This window comes from Nonomuraea sp. SBT364, from assembly GCF_001083785.1.
GTDB lineage: Bacteria > Actinomycetota > Actinomycetes > Streptosporangiales > Streptosporangiaceae > Nonomuraea.
Genome location: NZ_LAVL01000043.1, coordinates 1 through 13,023 on the forward strand (window position 1 = coordinate 1; position 13,023 = coordinate 13,023).

General features: G+C 72.1%; 14 protein-coding genes. 7 read left to right on the forward strand and 7 right to left on the reverse strand.

Annotated elements, in window-relative coordinates; translation table 11 throughout:
• Together ADY59_RS48855 and ADY59_RS20485 are read right to left on the reverse strand one after the other, a co-directional pair.
• On the reverse strand, nt 1-149 hold a 149-nt coding region (locus ADY59_RS48855), incomplete at its 3' end, for a LacI family DNA-binding transcriptional regulator (RefSeq protein ID WP_156325618.1).
• A gap of 171 nt (nt 150-320) precedes the next feature.
• Nucleotides 321-1,778 (reverse strand): endo-1,4-beta-xylanase, encoded by a 1,458-nt coding sequence (locus tag ADY59_RS20485; RefSeq protein ID WP_049564459.1) that lies wholly within the window; start codon nt 1,776-1,778, stop codon nt 321-323.
• A 566-nt stretch (nt 1,779-2,344) separates the two neighbouring features.
• Between ADY59_RS20485 and ADY59_RS20490 the strand changes: the two genes are divergently transcribed.
• Entirely contained in the window at nt 2,345-3,604 is a 1,260-nt protein-coding gene (locus tag ADY59_RS20490) for an extracellular catalytic domain type 1 short-chain-length polyhydroxyalkanoate depolymerase (protein ID WP_049564531.1), read from the forward strand.
• 68 nt (nt 3,605-3,672) lie between these two features.
• Here the strand turns inward: ADY59_RS20490 and ADY59_RS20495 are convergent, their stop codons facing one another.
• Nucleotides 3,673-4,368, reverse strand: coding sequence for a TetR/AcrR family transcriptional regulator (locus tag ADY59_RS20495; RefSeq protein WP_049564461.1), 696 nt, complete (start codon nt 4,366-4,368; stop codon nt 3,673-3,675).
• A gap of 118 nt (nt 4,369-4,486) precedes the next feature.
• Between ADY59_RS20495 and ADY59_RS20500 the strand changes: the two genes are divergently transcribed.
• Genes ADY59_RS20500 through ADY59_RS20515 form a run of 4 tightly spaced genes read left to right on the forward strand, consistent with a single transcriptional unit; the run spans nt 4,487 to nt 7,832 of the window.
• Nucleotides 4,487-5,221: an SDR family oxidoreductase gene (locus ADY59_RS20500; RefSeq protein WP_049564463.1), complete on the forward strand. Its 735-nt coding sequence runs from the start codon at nt 4,487-4,489 to the stop codon at nt 5,219-5,221.
• Nucleotides 5,222-5,249: 28 nt separating this feature from the next.
• Nucleotides 5,250-5,744: a DUF1097 domain-containing protein gene (locus tag ADY59_RS20505; RefSeq protein ID WP_049564465.1), complete on the forward strand. Its 495-nt coding sequence runs from the start codon at nt 5,250-5,252 to the stop codon at nt 5,742-5,744.
• A gap of 32 nt (nt 5,745-5,776) precedes the next feature.
• On the forward strand, nt 5,777-6,898 hold the full coding sequence (locus ADY59_RS20510) for a PQQ-dependent sugar dehydrogenase (RefSeq protein WP_053174961.1): 1,122 nt from the start codon (nt 5,777-5,779) through the stop codon (nt 6,896-6,898).
• Nucleotides 6,899-6,923: 25 nt separating this feature from the next.
• The gene (locus ADY59_RS20515) at nt 6,924-7,832 is read left to right on the forward strand and encodes an SDR family NAD(P)-dependent oxidoreductase (protein ID WP_049564467.1); all 909 of its coding nucleotides are present in this window, start codon (nt 6,924-6,926) and stop codon (nt 7,830-7,832) included.
• On the opposite strand, the gene ADY59_RS20520 is transcribed toward ADY59_RS20515, so the two are convergent.
• Nucleotides 7,813-9,039 carry an MFS transporter gene (locus ADY59_RS20520; RefSeq protein ID WP_049564468.1) on the reverse strand — a complete coding sequence of 409 codons (1,227 nt, stop codon included), beginning with the start codon at nt 9,037-9,039 and terminating at the stop codon, nt 7,813-7,815. The genes ADY59_RS20515 and ADY59_RS20520 overlap by 20 nt on opposite strands.
• Nucleotides 9,040-9,159: 120 nt before the next feature.
• On the opposite strand from ADY59_RS20520, the gene ADY59_RS20525 reads away from it, so the two are divergent.
• Nucleotides 9,160-9,522 carry a metalloregulator ArsR/SmtB family transcription factor gene (locus ADY59_RS20525; RefSeq protein ID WP_049564471.1) on the forward strand — a complete coding sequence of 121 codons (363 nt, stop codon included), beginning with the start codon at nt 9,160-9,162 and terminating at the stop codon, nt 9,520-9,522.
• Nucleotides 9,519-10,034: an SRPBCC family protein gene (locus ADY59_RS20530; protein ID WP_049564473.1), complete on the forward strand. Its 516-nt coding sequence runs from the start codon at nt 9,519-9,521 to the stop codon at nt 10,032-10,034. Before ADY59_RS20525 ends, ADY59_RS20530 begins: the two co-directional genes overlap by 4 nt.
• 536 nt (nt 10,035-10,570) lie before the next feature.
• Here ADY59_RS20530 and ADY59_RS20535 read toward each other — a convergent pair.
• The 3 genes from ADY59_RS20535 to ADY59_RS20545 are packed head-to-tail and all read right to left on the reverse strand — an operon-like array spanning nt 10,571 to nt 13,009.
• Nucleotides 10,571-11,860: an FAD-binding oxidoreductase gene (locus ADY59_RS20535; protein WP_049564474.1), complete on the reverse strand. Its 1,290-nt coding sequence runs from the start codon at nt 11,858-11,860 to the stop codon at nt 10,571-10,573.
• A gap of 10 nt (nt 11,861-11,870) precedes the next feature.
• Nucleotides 11,871-12,608 carry an SDR family oxidoreductase gene (locus tag ADY59_RS20540; protein ID WP_231618807.1) on the reverse strand — a complete coding sequence of 246 codons (738 nt, stop codon included), beginning with the start codon at nt 12,606-12,608 and terminating at the stop codon, nt 11,871-11,873.
• Nucleotides 12,557-13,009 (reverse strand): carboxymuconolactone decarboxylase family protein, encoded by a 453-nt coding sequence (locus ADY59_RS20545; protein WP_049564478.1) that lies wholly within the window; start codon nt 13,007-13,009, stop codon nt 12,557-12,559. The genes ADY59_RS20540 and ADY59_RS20545 overlap by 52 nt, the downstream gene beginning before the upstream one ends.
• Between the last annotated feature and the right edge of the window lie 14 nt (nt 13,010-13,023).

Consider the following 13,023-nt stretch of genomic DNA (forward strand, 5'->3'; position numbering starts at 1 on the left):
CCGTGGCGGCGGATGAGCTCCTCCACGGCGGCGCGGGTCTGAGAGGACACTTCGGACCGGCCGTTCACGACCTTGGAGACCGTCGCGGTGGAGACTCCGGCCAGCTCGGCGAGCTCGGCGATGGTGAGAGGAGACGACTCCATGGTCATGGCGGCAGTCTAGTCAGGCAGTACGGACCGGCCGCGCCGGGCAAAGAGCCCGGCCAAAGGCCCGGCATGGGGCAGGTGACCGGAGTGCGGTTCCGCCGCACGACCCGTGGCGGGCCCGGCCACCCCACCGGCCCGCCACGCCGTGCCTCCGGGGCCGTCGTGATCGCGGGATCAGGAGCCCGCGTTGTAGGTCCACTTCTGGTTGCTGCCGCCCCAGCAGGAGTAGAGCTGCAGCCCTGTGCCGTTGCCGGTGCCGGCGCCGACGGCGTCGAGGCACCGCCCGGACTGCACGCCCACGATGGAGCCGTCGGAGTTGACGCGCCACTTCTGGTTGTCGCCGCCCCAGCAGGAGTAGATCTGGATCTTGGCGCCGTTGCCTGTGCCCCCGGCATCCAGGCACTTGTTGCCGTAGACCCTCAGCTCTCCGGCCGAGGTCTGCGTCCACTGCTGGTTGGTCTGGCCGTTGCAGTCCCACAGTTGCACCGCGGTGCCGTCGGCGGTGCCGGCGTTGGCCACGTCCACGCAGCGCCCGGCGGCGACGCTCCTGATCTGACCCTCGTCGCCGCCGGGCGGCGGCGTCGTGGTGCCGCCGTTGAGCGCGTTGAGCACCGAGGTGTAGGCGGCCTTCTTGTTGCCGTTGCCGTCGAAGAGCAGCGGAGCGGCGCCGGCGCCGAGCCAGGAGTCGCTGTCGCGAACGCCCCAGACCGTGATGCCGGTACAACGCGGCACCGCCAGGCAGTCGTTGACGACGTTGGCGTACGTGGTGGCCGAGCCGCCCTGGATGTCCAGCTCGGTGATCTGCACGTCGACCCCCAGCGCGGCGAAGCTCTGGATGGTCGTGCGGTAGTTGCTGTTGTAGGGGCTGTTGCCGTTGAAGTGCGACTGCAGGCCGACACAGTCGATCGGCACGCCGCGGGCCTTGAAGTCCCTGACCATGTTGTAGACGCCCTGCGTCTTGGCCCAGCTCCAGTTGTCGATGTTGTAGTCGTTGTAGCAGAGCTTGGCGGCCGGGTCGGCGGCGCGCGCGGTGCGGAAGGCCACCTCGATCCAGTCGTTGCCGGTGCGCTGGAGGTTGGAGTCACGCCGGCCGCCGGAGTTGCCGTCGGCGTAGGCCTCGTTGACCACGTCCCAGGCGTAGATCTTGCCCCTGTAGTGCGCCATGACGCCGTTGATGTGGTCGATCATCGCCTGACGCAGGCTGCCGCCGGACAGGCTCTGCATCCAGCCCGGCTGCTGGTTGTGCCAGGCCAGGGTGTGCCCGCGGACCCTCTTGCCGTTCTGGACGGCCCAGTTGTAGACCCGGTCACCGGCGGAGAAGTTGAACTGCCCCCGGTTGGGCTCGGTGGCGTCGATCTTCATCTCGTTCTCGGCCGTCACCATGTTGAACTCGCGGTTGGCGATCGTGGTGTAGGCGGAGTCGCCGAGCCTGCCCGAGGCGATGGCGGTGCCGAAGTAGCGGCCGCTCTGCGCGGCGGCCGCGCCGAGCGTGTTCTCAGCGGCATCGGCCGGAGGCGACGCCAGCAGCGCCGCGGTCAGGCCGAGTGCGCCGAGCGCGCCGACGATCAGCGCCCGGCGACGTCCGCGGAGCGGCCGTCGGGCGGCGGGTGGGGACATGGCGTTGACGCTCATGCCTGAGCCTCCGTAAGGGGATTCATGGGGAAGGAGCGTTGCAGGATCGACGCCGCGCTCACAGGAGCGGCGTCGCGACGCGGCCCCCGCCGCGCACCACCGATGTGGCAGGGAGATCGCCTCGGGAACTCAGTGTGAGAAGCGCGCCGAAACTTGTCAAGGAATGAACGAAAACTTTCGGAACCATCCCGTCCCGTACAGGCCCTTTGTACTGCGCAGATGGCCGATTCAACACTGCGGCTAGTTTCGGCCTGACCGCCGGAGTCCAGGTCTCTCTGAAAGTTTCATCCACCCCATAGCCGACGAACCGCTGGTCCGGCCCGTGAGGCGGGGCGAATCGCCTCACTGCCGCCGCGGGATCTCTTGACAGTACGTTTCCGCCTCGTATTTGCTCCGTCCGCCACCACCACTCGCCGATTCGGGTTAGCGCTAACACCCCGCATCGGCGTGCGTCCCGCTGCAACGCTTTCCCGCCGAGCCGGCGGCTTCCACAGAAGGGCGAAGAAGTGCAGCCCACGAGAACGCTCACCAGCTGGTCCGCGGGCCTGGTGGCCCTGGTCGCGGCGATGGCCGCCGCTCTGTCCATGTTCCTGACGGCCACGCCGCAGGCGTCGGCGGCGGCCCTGGCGGAGGTGACGAACTTCGGCGCCAACCCCGGCGGTCTGCGGATGTACCTCTACGTCCCGGACAGGGTGGCGCCCCGGCCGGGCGTCCTGGTGGCGATGCACGGCTGCAACGGCTGGGCGCCGGGCTTCCACCAGGGGACCGAGTTCGCCTCGCTGGCCGACCGGTACGGTTTCGTCGTCATCTACCCGCAGGCGAACAAGAGCGCCAACGGCCTGTCGAACTGCTTCGACGTGTGGTCGGACGAGGCCCTGCGCCACGGTGGCGGCAGCGACCCGGTGTCGATCGTCTCCATGACGAACTACGTGCTGCAACGCCACAACGGCGACCCGCAGCGGGTGTTCGCCACCGGCTTCTCCTCCGGCGCGATGGAGACGCTCAACCTGCTCGCCACCTACCCGGACGTGTTCAAGGCCGGCGCGCCGTTCGCGGGAGTCCCCTACGCCTGCCTCGGCCCCGCCGGGTGCGGCGACAAGACGCCGCAGCAGTGGGGCGACCTGGTCAGGAACGCCTACCCCGGCTACACCGGGCCCCGGCCGCGCGTGATGGCCTGGCACGGCACCGCCGACTCCGTCCTGCCTTACTCAATGCTGCAGGAAGAGGTCGACCAGTGGACGAACGCGCACGGACTGAGCCAGACCCCCACCTCCACTGACAGCCCGCAATCCGGCTGGACCCGGCGGGTCTTCGGCACCGGCCAGGTGGAGGCGTACACCATCAACGGCGCCGGCCACGATCTGCCGCATGCCGGGATGGCCGCCCACGCCATCCGCTTCTTCGGCCTGGACGACGGCTCGTCCACCACGACGCCGACCCCGCCGCCCGCCGGGCAGATCAAGGGAGTGGGCTCCGGGCGTTGCCTGGACGTGCCCAACGCCGCCACCGCCGACGGCACCTCGGTGCAGTTGTGGGACTGCAACGGGCGGAGCAACCAGCAGTGGGAGTCCACCCCGGCCGGCGAGCTCAGGGTCTACGGCAGCAAGTGCCTCGACGCGGCGGGGACCGGCAACGGCGCCAGGATCCAGATCTACTCCTGCCACGGCGGCACCAACCAGCAGTGGCGCCTGAACTCCGACGGGACCATCGCCGGGGTGCGGTCCGGGCTGTGCCTGGACGCCGCCGGCCAGGGCACCGCCAACGGCACCCGGCTCCAGCTCTACACCTGCCACGGCGGCGCCAACCAGCGCTGGACCCGCTCCTGACACACGCGGGAACCCTCCGGTCCGCCAGGATGTCGCCGACGAGGCGGCCCGGAGGGTGACGGCTTCCGTCAGCCGTCGATGATCCGATCGAGCCAGTCGCCGAGCAGCCGGCCCTCGGCAGGACTGAGGACCTTGACGTCCGGGAGTGCGGCCTTCAGGGTGATGGCGCCGGCCACGACGTCGTCCCCGGTGCGCGCCGAGCCCGCCGGGGAGGCGTCGGTGACGGCGTCGATGACCGCTTCGCGGACGATCCGCGCGTCGTCCAGGTCGCGTTCGGCCTCCGGGGTGGCGATCAGGGCCAGCGTGGTGCCACGCCCGGCCGCGTGGATCACGCGCGCCGCCCGCCGCTCCGGGACGCGGAGCCGGCCGGCCAGGGCGACGCGGTGCACCAGCCCGGCGAGGATCTCCGAAGCCTGCTTGGCCCCGTCGGGCTCGGCCCCCGGTCGCGGGCTCCCGTAGATCAGCGCATAGAGGGCGGGCTCGGCCAGGCCGAAGCCGACGTGCAGATCCCAGCCGCGCCGCAGGTCCTCCACGGGGTCGCCGCTGAGGGGCATGTCCCGTTTCTGGGCGAGATACGACACGAGCCCTCGCGTGGCCACGGCGTCCAGCAGGCCCTGCTTGTCGCCGAACAGCCGGTACAGGATCGGCGCCTGCACACCGGCCGCCTTGCACACCGCCCTGGTCGAGACGGCGTCCCTTCCCCCCTGGGCCAGCAGATCCGCCGCGGCGCCCAGGATCGCTTCCCGCTTGTTCCCGCTCGGCATGTATCGATGCTAACAGCGGTGTGGCGTCTGCGCTAACTCTATCGCTAACGCTATATTGTTATCGGTGTAGTTACAGTGCTAACTTGAGATTGTTAGCACCATGCGCAGGAGGAAGTTCATGAGCACCGCATCACGCGTCGCCATCGTCACCGGGGGTTCGCGGGGCATCGGCCGCGCCGTCGCCGCCACACTGGCCAAGGCGGGCCAGGACGTCGCCGTCGTCTACACGTCCAACGACAAGGAGGCCGACGCCGCCGTCGGCGAGATCGAGGCGGCCGGCGCCCGCGGGATCGCGCTGCGGGCCGACGTGGCCGACGAGGTCGCCGCCGCCGCCGCCTTCGACACCGTGGAGCAGCGCCTCGGCCCCGTCGACGTCGTGGTCAACGCGGCGGGGGTGATGGCGCTGCGGCCCACCGCCGAGCTGGACCTGGCCGAGCTGGACCGGCTGCTCCGCGTCAACGTACGGGGCACGTTCGTCATCGCCAGGGAGGCCGCGCGCCGGGTGCGGCCCGGTGGCGCCGTCATCGCCTTCTCCACCAGCGTCACCCGCCTGCACCTCCCATCCTACGGCGCGTATGCCGCGACCAAGGGGGCGGTGGAGGCCCTCGTGCCGATCCTCGCCAAGGAAATGGGCGAACGCGACGTCACGGTCAACGCGGTGGCGCCCGGCCCCACAGCCACAGAGCTGTTCCTCGACGGCAAGTCACCGCAGGTCATCGACCAGATCGCCGGCCTGGCCCCGACGAACCGGCTCGGCACCCCGCAGGACATCGCGGAGGTCGTCGCCTTCCTGGCCGGCCCCGGCCGCTGGATCAACGGCCAGGTCGTGTTCGCCAACGGCGGCGCCGCCTAGCTCCCCACCCGATCACCTTGGAGGCCCCATGGAACCCCGAACCAGCACCCCCGCACCCACCACCGGCCGGTTCGTGGCCTTCACCGCCATCGCGGCGGTGGTGGCCGCCCTGGCCGCCTACGGCAGCACAGCTCTGGGCCTGCAGGCCTGGGTCATGTTCGCGGGCTGGGTGGCCTGGTTCACCCAGCCCGCCTCCGCCCGCCTCGGCGTCCACGCGGTCATCTGCCTCTGGCTCGGCATGGCGCTCGCCGTGGCCGGTCACGGCATCGTCGCGCTGGCCACCCCCTTCGCGGGCGCCGCGGCGCTGCCGCTCGCGGTCCTCGTCCTGGCCTCGGTCGTGGTCGGCCTGCGGACGACGCCCGTGCTCGACAACATGCTCGCCTGGTTCGTGGGCCTGGTGACCTTCTTCGCCGCGGAGCCCGAGCACGTGCTCCCCGGCCTGCTCACCCTGATGTCCGCCAGCGCCCTGGGCGCCTTCGCCGGCTTCGCCTGCCAGCGGCTGCAGCACCGGTTCGCCACGTAGCGGGCCCGACCGACATGGAGGACAGATCAGCCATGCTTCCACGTACCGGTGGCCGCCTCGGCGCCGTCGCCGCTCTCTTCTGCGCCCTGGTCCTGCCCGGTTGCGCCACACCGGAGCCCCGCGCGTCACAGCAGGTCACCGGGCAGGCAACCCGTGGCCTGGTCCCCGGCGAGGTCACCGAGGTCGCCCGCGGCCTGGCCATGCCCTGGGGCCTGACGTTTCTCCCGGACGGCTCCGCCCTGGTGTCCGAGCGGTCGTCGGCACGGATCCTGCACGTCCGGCGGGGCCGTGATCCTGTGCCGGTCGGCACGGTTCCCGGGGTCGAGGTGAGCGCCGAGGGCGGTCTCCTCGGACTGGCCGCCTCACCGTCCTTCGACAGGGACCGCACCGTCTACGCGTACGTGTCGGCCTCGCCCGCCAACCGCGTCGTGGCGCTGCGCCTCGCTCCCGGCCTGCGCTCCCTGCGCCAGGACCGGGTGGTCCTGGACGGCATCGCGACCGCCGACCGCCATCACGGCGGCCGCCTGCGCTTCGGGCCGGACGGCAACCTCTGGATCGGCACCGGCGACGCCTTCTCGCCCGCGAACGCGGCCGACGAGAAGTCGCTGAACGGCAAGATCCTGCGGGTCCGGCCCGACGGGTCCGTGCCGCCGGGCAACCCCTCGGGGACCGCCGTCTACTCCGGCGGCCATCGCAACGTGCAGGGCATCGCGTTCGGCCCCGACGGCACCGCCTACGCCTCCGAACTCGGTCACCGCACCTGGGACGAGCTGAACGTCCTGCGCCCGGGACGCGACTACGGATGGCCCGGGTCCGAGGGGCGCGAGGGCTCGCACGGCGAACGCCCGATCTTCACCCTGCACCCCGACGACGCCTCGCCGTCCGGCATCGCCGTCGCGGGCGGTGCCGTGTGGATGGGCGCGCTCGGCGGGCAGCGGCTCTGGCGCCTGCCCGTCGACGGCCCACGGGCGGACGGCGACCCCGTCGCGTACTTCGCCCAGCGCTACGGACGGATCCGCACGGTGGAGCCGGCACCCGACGGCTCCCTGTGGATCACGACCTCCAACACCGACGGCGCGACGTGGGGCGGCACCGGCGCCCGGCCGGGCGACGATCGGATCCTGCGCGTCGACCTGGTCCGCCCCCCTTCCTGATCCTTCCCCCGAACGGAGAACCGCCATGTCCACCGTCCTCATCACCGGAGCCGCGACCGGCATCGGCAACCTCACCGCCCGGGCGCTCGCCCGGGCCGGGCACACCGTGTGGGCCACCATGCTGGAGCCGTACGGGCTGAACGACGCGCACCGCCGGGAACTGCTCGACTGGGCCGAACGGCAGGGCGCAACCCTGCGCGTGGCCGAGCTGGACGTCACCTCGCAGGAGTCGGCCGACGCGGCCGTGGCCACCGTCCTGCGGGACGGCGGCGACCTCGACGTCGTGATCCAGAACGCGGGGCACCTCTACATCGGATACACCGAGGCGTTCACCGCCGAGGACGTGGCACGCCTCTTCGACATCAACGTCATCGGCGCCCACCGGGTGAATCGGGCGGTCATGCCCCATCTGCGCGGCCGCGGCACCGGGACCCTGCTGTACGTCGGCAGCACCATCATCGTCACCACGCCGCCCTTCCTCGGCCCGTACGCGGCGTCCAAGTCGGCGTTCGACACCCTGGCGGTGGCCACGTCGTACGAGGCGAACGCGTTCGGCATCGAGACCTGCATCGTCATGCCGGGTGCGATCACCCGGGGCACCCGGCACTTCCCCGACGCCACGCGTGCCGGTGACCTGGTCGTCTCCGCGGCGTACGCCGAGCTCGACCCGATGGTCGCGGGCAACGAGGAGGCGACCTCGGCGCTCTTCGTCCCCGGAGCCGACCCGAGTCCCGCCGGGGTCGCCGACGAGATCACGCGGATCCTCGCCCTCCCGCACGGCGCCAAGCCCTTCCGCAGCGTCGTCGACTTCACCGGGTCCGGCGTCGAGGCGGTCAACGACGTGGCCCGCGACACGCGCGAGGGCTTCGTCCGGCGCCTGGGGTTCGGCGAGCTGCTGACCCCCCGGCAGCGGCTCAGTCGTCGTGGGCGATGAGCATGAGCTGCCGCCACAGCACCACCACGAACACCGCCGAGCCGGCGAAGGCGAACCAGAAGGGGGCCGCGACGCCGAAGCGGGTGGCCAGAACACCGCCGATCAACGAGCCGACCACCAGTCCGCCGTAGACGCAGAGGGTGTTGACGCTGCCCACCCGGCCCTGGAGGTCGTGCGGGACCGCGCGCTGGCGGACGGTGACCGAGGTCGTCCCCCAGATGAACGCGTGCGCGCCGAACGCCAGGAAGATGCCCCCGGCTACCCACGGCGAATGGGTCAGGGCCAGGCCCAGGTGGGTGAGCGTTTCGATGATGAGCCCGATCCGCATCAGGGCGCCGAGGCTCACCCTGCGGGTGATGACCCCGTACAGCCCGGTGCCGATCAGGCCGCCGATCCCGCCGATGGTGGTCATCAGCCCGAAGCCCATGGCGCCGAGGCCGAGCTGCTCCTGGGTGTAGAGGACGAGAACCGACCAGGCCGCGCCGAACGTGAAGTTGAAGATCAGGATCGTGAGCGCCAGCGTGCGGATCGCCGCGTGCCGGATGGTCCAGCTGAACCCGGCGATCAGCTCCCGTACGGTGTTGGACCTGGGGTCGTCGGCCCGCCGGCCGTGCGGCGGCAACGTGATGCGGGAGACCAGCACCATCCCCGCCACCACCAGGAGCAACTGGCCCGCGAACGGCCAGGCCCAGCCCAGGCCGAACAGCGCCGCGCCGACCGGCGGCCCGGCGAGCTGATTGAGCGTGATGAAGCCCGTGCCCAGGCGGGCGTTGGCGACGACGAGATCGTCCTTGCCGACCATCATGGGCGTCAGCGTGGCCGTCGCGCTGTCGGCGAACACCTCGGCGATGGACCGGAGGGTGAGCGCCACGAGTGCCGTCGCCACGGTGACCGTGCCGGTCACCGTGAGCGCGACGAGCGCCACCAGCACCACGGCCCGCACCGCGTTCGCGACGAGCACGATCGTGCGCCGGTTGCGGCGATCCGACAGCACGCCCGCCGACAGGCTGAACAGCAGCGGCGGCGCCCAGCCCACCAGGGCCGACAGCGAGATCATCAGCGGGTCGCGGGTCAACGTCGCGATCAGCAGGGGACCCGCGGCGGCCGCGACGCCGTCACCGAGATTCGTCAGCCAGCTCGAGCCCAGGAGCCACCGGAATCCCGTCCCCAGCCGGGCAGGAAGGACTCGCTCCACCACGGTAGTCACGAGCGCAAAACCATACGTTTCCCGGACATCCACGGCAACGCGTTTTCCCGCCGGCGCGGCGTGGAGGCCGGTCGCGGTCACCCATCGACAAACGCGTAACCAACAGGTTACGCTTTCCGGGTGGATGACGTGGCGGGAGCGATCGCGGATCCGGTGCGCCGGGAGATCCTGGTCATGCTGCGCGAGGGCAGGCGCTCGGCAGGAGAGATCGCCGGGCATTTCCAGATCACCAGGCCGGCCGTGAGCCGCCACCTACGGGTGCTCAGACGAAGCGGGCTCGTCCGCGACGAACTCGTCGGCCGGCAACGGCTCTACGAGCTCGACGCGGCACAGTTCGCCCAGCTGGCCGGCTGGCTCGCGCAGTTCGCCCCGCCGCTCGGCTGGGAGCACCGCCTCGACGCCCTGGAGACCGAGGTCTACCGGACCCGCCGCGAACGCCGCGCCCACACCGTGGCCGATCAAGCGAAGGAAGAAACCGCATGAACCGTCACCCCACCGGCAAACTCTTCCGTACCGACGCCGGAGCCGATCTCGTCCTGACCCGGTCGTTCCGCGCGTCCGCCGAGGACGTGTGGGCCAGTCTCACCGAGTCCGAGCGCACGGCCCGCTGGTACGGCCCATGGGAGGGCGACGCGACGCCCGGGAGCACGATCAAGGTGCAGCTGGCGTTCGAGGACCAGGCGCCCTGGGTCGACATGCGCATCGACGCGTGCGAACCGCCACGGCGGCTGGCCCTGTCCGCGATCGACGAATCCGGCACCTGGCTCATCGAGGTGCACCTGTCCGAAGCTGACGGTTCGACCCTGCTGCGGTTCGTGCAGCATCTCGACACCGGCGAGAAGCTCGGCATGATCGGCGAGATCGGCGCGGGCTGGGAGTACTACCTGGACATGCTCGTGGCCGCCCGTGACGGCTCCCCCGGACCGGACTTCGACGCCTACTACCCCGCGATGAAGCCCTACTACGCCGGACTGGCCGCGCGCGACCTCCCCTGACCACGCCGCCGTGCGAGGGGCGGCGGGTCCGTTCTCCCACTGCGCACCGACGTCGAGCCCCACCTTGCCGGATGCCGGCGGGCCCAGTGCCACCCGTCCGCCGAAATGGTCCGTCTCCTCGCCGCTGCCCGGGACGCCCACGCTGTCCTGGCTGAACGACCGGATCAGCGTGCCCGTAGGCGGCCAGCGACCAGCCGAACAAGCCGCCCGGGCGAGGGTCAGCGCCTGGCCGAAGCCGGCGTTCTCCCGGTTGGCGGGCGCGGGCAGCGGGACCAGCTCGCCGGCCGTCAGGAGGTGGACGGCGCCGCCGTCCCGCTGCCGGCTGACCGCGACGTCGTCACGGCCGTCGCCGTCGAAGTCGCGCGCGCTCGCCCGGCCGCACCCGCCCGCAGTGGGCCCGGCGTGGGGTGCGGACGGCCGCGGGGTGCCGCAGGCAGTGACCGGCTGTGCCGCACATCCGGAAGTCCGGCAGTTACCGGGGGAATCAGGCCAGGGCGGGTGGCGAGGGCCGAGGCCCGCCCTGGCCGGGCGACGGTTCAGCCGGTGATCGGGAAGTTGGCGCGTACGACGCCGCGGGGGTCGCGGTCCTGCTTGATCCGCGCCAGCCGCGCCACGGTCTCGGCGGGGAAGGCCTGGGTGGCGCTCTCGCCGGGCGCGAGGAAGGTGTACGGCTTGCGTCCGCTGACCGCCTCGCCCAGGTGCGCGACCAGCGCGGCCTGCTTGCCCTGCACCGCCTCGGCCAGGTGCGGCAGCCGCAGGCCGAGCAGGTAGAGCAGGTACGGCTCGGCGAGCGCTCCGCCGGGGCCGCCGTCCGGCCGCGCCTCGGCCAGGGCGCCGCCCAGGTGCCGGATCTGCAGGTTCAGCAGCGGCGCGAGGTCGGTGTCCGCGAGGACGTCGACGGGCAGCCCGGTCAGCAGTTCGGTGCGTGCCAGCATCGGACTGGGGTCGACCGGCTCGGCGGCGATGGCGCCGAGGTCGGCGACGTCCATCGGGCCGCGGCTGTCGGACAGGCTGCCGCCGATGGCCGCCAGCGAGGCCAGCAGGTCCTCCGCCTCGGCGGCCTCCCCGAGATAGGTCACGTCGATGCCGACCGTCGCCGGGGCGGGCGGCGGCGCGGCCATCCGGTTGAGCCACACCGACAGGCCGCGCGGCGCGTCCGCCGTGATCGCCCGGTACGCCTCGAACACCTCGCCGGTGCGCGTGGCAGGCCACACGATGCGGCCGCCGTACAGCTGGGGCACCTCGTACAGGTTCAGCTCGACGGCGGTGATGACCGCGTAGTCGCCGCCGCCTCCGCGCAGCGCCCAGAACAGGTCGGCGTCGGAGCTCGCGGTCACGCGTACCTGCTCGCCCTCGGCGCCGACGATCTCGAACGCGCGCACGGAGTCGGCGGCCCAGCCGTGCGCGCGGCCGAACCACGAGATGCCCCCGCCGGCGACGAACCCGGCGACGGAGACCGCCGGGCTGCTGCCCGCCAGGCCGGTCAGGCCGTGCTTGCCGGTCGCGGCCAGCACCTGCCCCCACCGCGCGCCGGCGCCGACCCGGGCCACCCGCTCGGCCGGGTCCACCGCGATCTCGTCCAGACGGGCGGTACGCAGCAGGATCACCCCGTCGACGTCGCCGGAGGCGCCGTGTCCCGACGGCTGGGCGGTGACGGTCAGCCCGGCCCGGTGGGCGTAGCGGACCAGCGCGACCACGTCCGCGGCGTCGGCCACCTCCGCGACCGCGACCACCGGCTGGCGCACCCCCACCGCCCACGGCGCGGCGGCCTGTTCGAACCCGTCGTCGCCGGGCAGGAACACCCGGCCTTGCACGATTTCACGCATGAGTCGCTCCTCAGAAGGGGATGGGGCCGTCGTCCTGGACGAAGGCGGCGGTGGGGCCGTCCGGGCCGAGCAGCGCCATGGCCACGATCGGCGCGGCGCCCTCCTCGGGGGTCTTGATCCCGGCGCCGTGGTTGATGTCGGTCTTCACCCAGCCGGGGTCGACCGCGTTGACCTTGACGGGCGTGTCCCACAGCTCCTTGGCGTAGGACACGGTGATCATGTTGAGTGCGGCCTTCGACGAGCAATAGGCCAGGTTGAGCATCGGCCACAGCGGGTGCGTCCGGTCCAGGGCGCGGCCGGTCGAGCCGCGCTCGCTGGAGACGTTCACCACGCGCCCCGCCGGCGAGCGGCGCAGCAGCGGCAGCATCGCGTTCGTGACCTCGATGACGCCGAACACGTTCGTCTCGTACACCTGCCGGGCCTGCTCGGCCGTCGCCTGGCTCGGCGGCCCGTCGGGGAGGGCGATCCCGGCGTTGTTGACGAGGATGTCGAGCTTGCCGTACTCCGCCTCGATCCGCGCGGCGGCGGCGCGTACGGTGGCCGGGTCCGTGACGTCCAGGCGTACGTACGGCAGGCCGAGCCGCTCGGCGGCGGCCTCGTCCCGGGCGCCGACGAGCGCGGTGACGCCGCGCTCGGCCAGCAGCCGGGCGGTCGCCAGGCCGATGCCCCTGGTGGCCCCGGTGATCAGGGCGACGCTCACCATGCCGCGCCCGCGACCTGCCGGGTGGTGGCGTTCAGGCGGTTCCACAGGTTGACGGTGGCGATCTGCAGCACCAGGGCGGCGAGTTCCTGCTCGGAGAAGTGGTCGGCGGCCTCGTCCCACACCGCGTCGCCGACCTGAACGCCGTCGGCCAGCCGGGTGGCCTCCTCGGCCAGGGCGAGCGCGGCGCGCTCGGCCTCGGTGAAGTACGGCGTCTCGCGCCACGCGGCCACGGCGAACAGCCGCTCGTCGCTCTCGCCCTGCTTGCGCAGGTCCTTCGCGTGCATGTCCACGCACACGCCGCACCCGTTGATCTGGCTGGCGCGCAGCAGCACCAGGTCCACCGTGGTCCTGGGCAGCCCGGCCTGGTCGGCCGCCTTGCCGAGAGCGATCAGTGCCTGCATCGCACCCGGCAGGACCAGGGCGGGGTTCTTCATCCGGACTTCCATGTCGTGACTCCTCA

Excerpts from the sequence above, each read along its gene's own strand:
- ADY59_RS20510 (WP_053174961.1), top strand. The coding sequence starts at position 5,777 with ATGCTTCCACGTACCGGTGGCCGCCTCGGCGCCGTCGCCGCTCTCTTC.
- ADY59_RS20535 (WP_049564474.1), bottom strand. The coding sequence starts at position 11,860 with ATGCGTGAAATCGTGCAAGGCCGGGTGTTCCTGCCCGGCGACGACGGG.
- ADY59_RS20515 (WP_049564467.1), top strand. The coding sequence starts at position 6,924 with ATGTCCACCGTCCTCATCACCGGAGCCGCGACCGGCATCGGCAACCTC.
- ADY59_RS20490 (WP_049564531.1), top strand. The coding sequence starts at position 2,345 with ATGGCCGCCGCTCTGTCCATGTTCCTGACGGCCACGCCGCAGGCGTCG.
- ADY59_RS20530 (WP_049564473.1), top strand. The coding sequence starts at position 9,519 with ATGAACCGTCACCCCACCGGCAAACTCTTCCGTACCGACGCCGGAGCC.
- ADY59_RS20495 (WP_049564461.1), bottom strand. The coding sequence starts at position 4,368 with ATGCCGAGCGGGAACAAGCGGGAAGCGATCCTGGGCGCCGCGGCGGAT.
- ADY59_RS20505 (WP_049564465.1), top strand. The coding sequence starts at position 5,250 with ATGGAACCCCGAACCAGCACCCCCGCACCCACCACCGGCCGGTTCGTG.
- ADY59_RS20485 (WP_049564459.1), bottom strand. The coding sequence starts at position 1,778 with ATGAGCGTCAACGCCATGTCCCCACCCGCCGCCCGACGGCCGCTCCGC.
- ADY59_RS20500 (WP_049564463.1), top strand. The coding sequence starts at position 4,487 with ATGAGCACCGCATCACGCGTCGCCATCGTCACCGGGGGTTCGCGGGGC.
- ADY59_RS20545 (WP_049564478.1), bottom strand. The coding sequence starts at position 13,009 with ATGGAAGTCCGGATGAAGAACCCCGCCCTGGTCCTGCCGGGTGCGATG.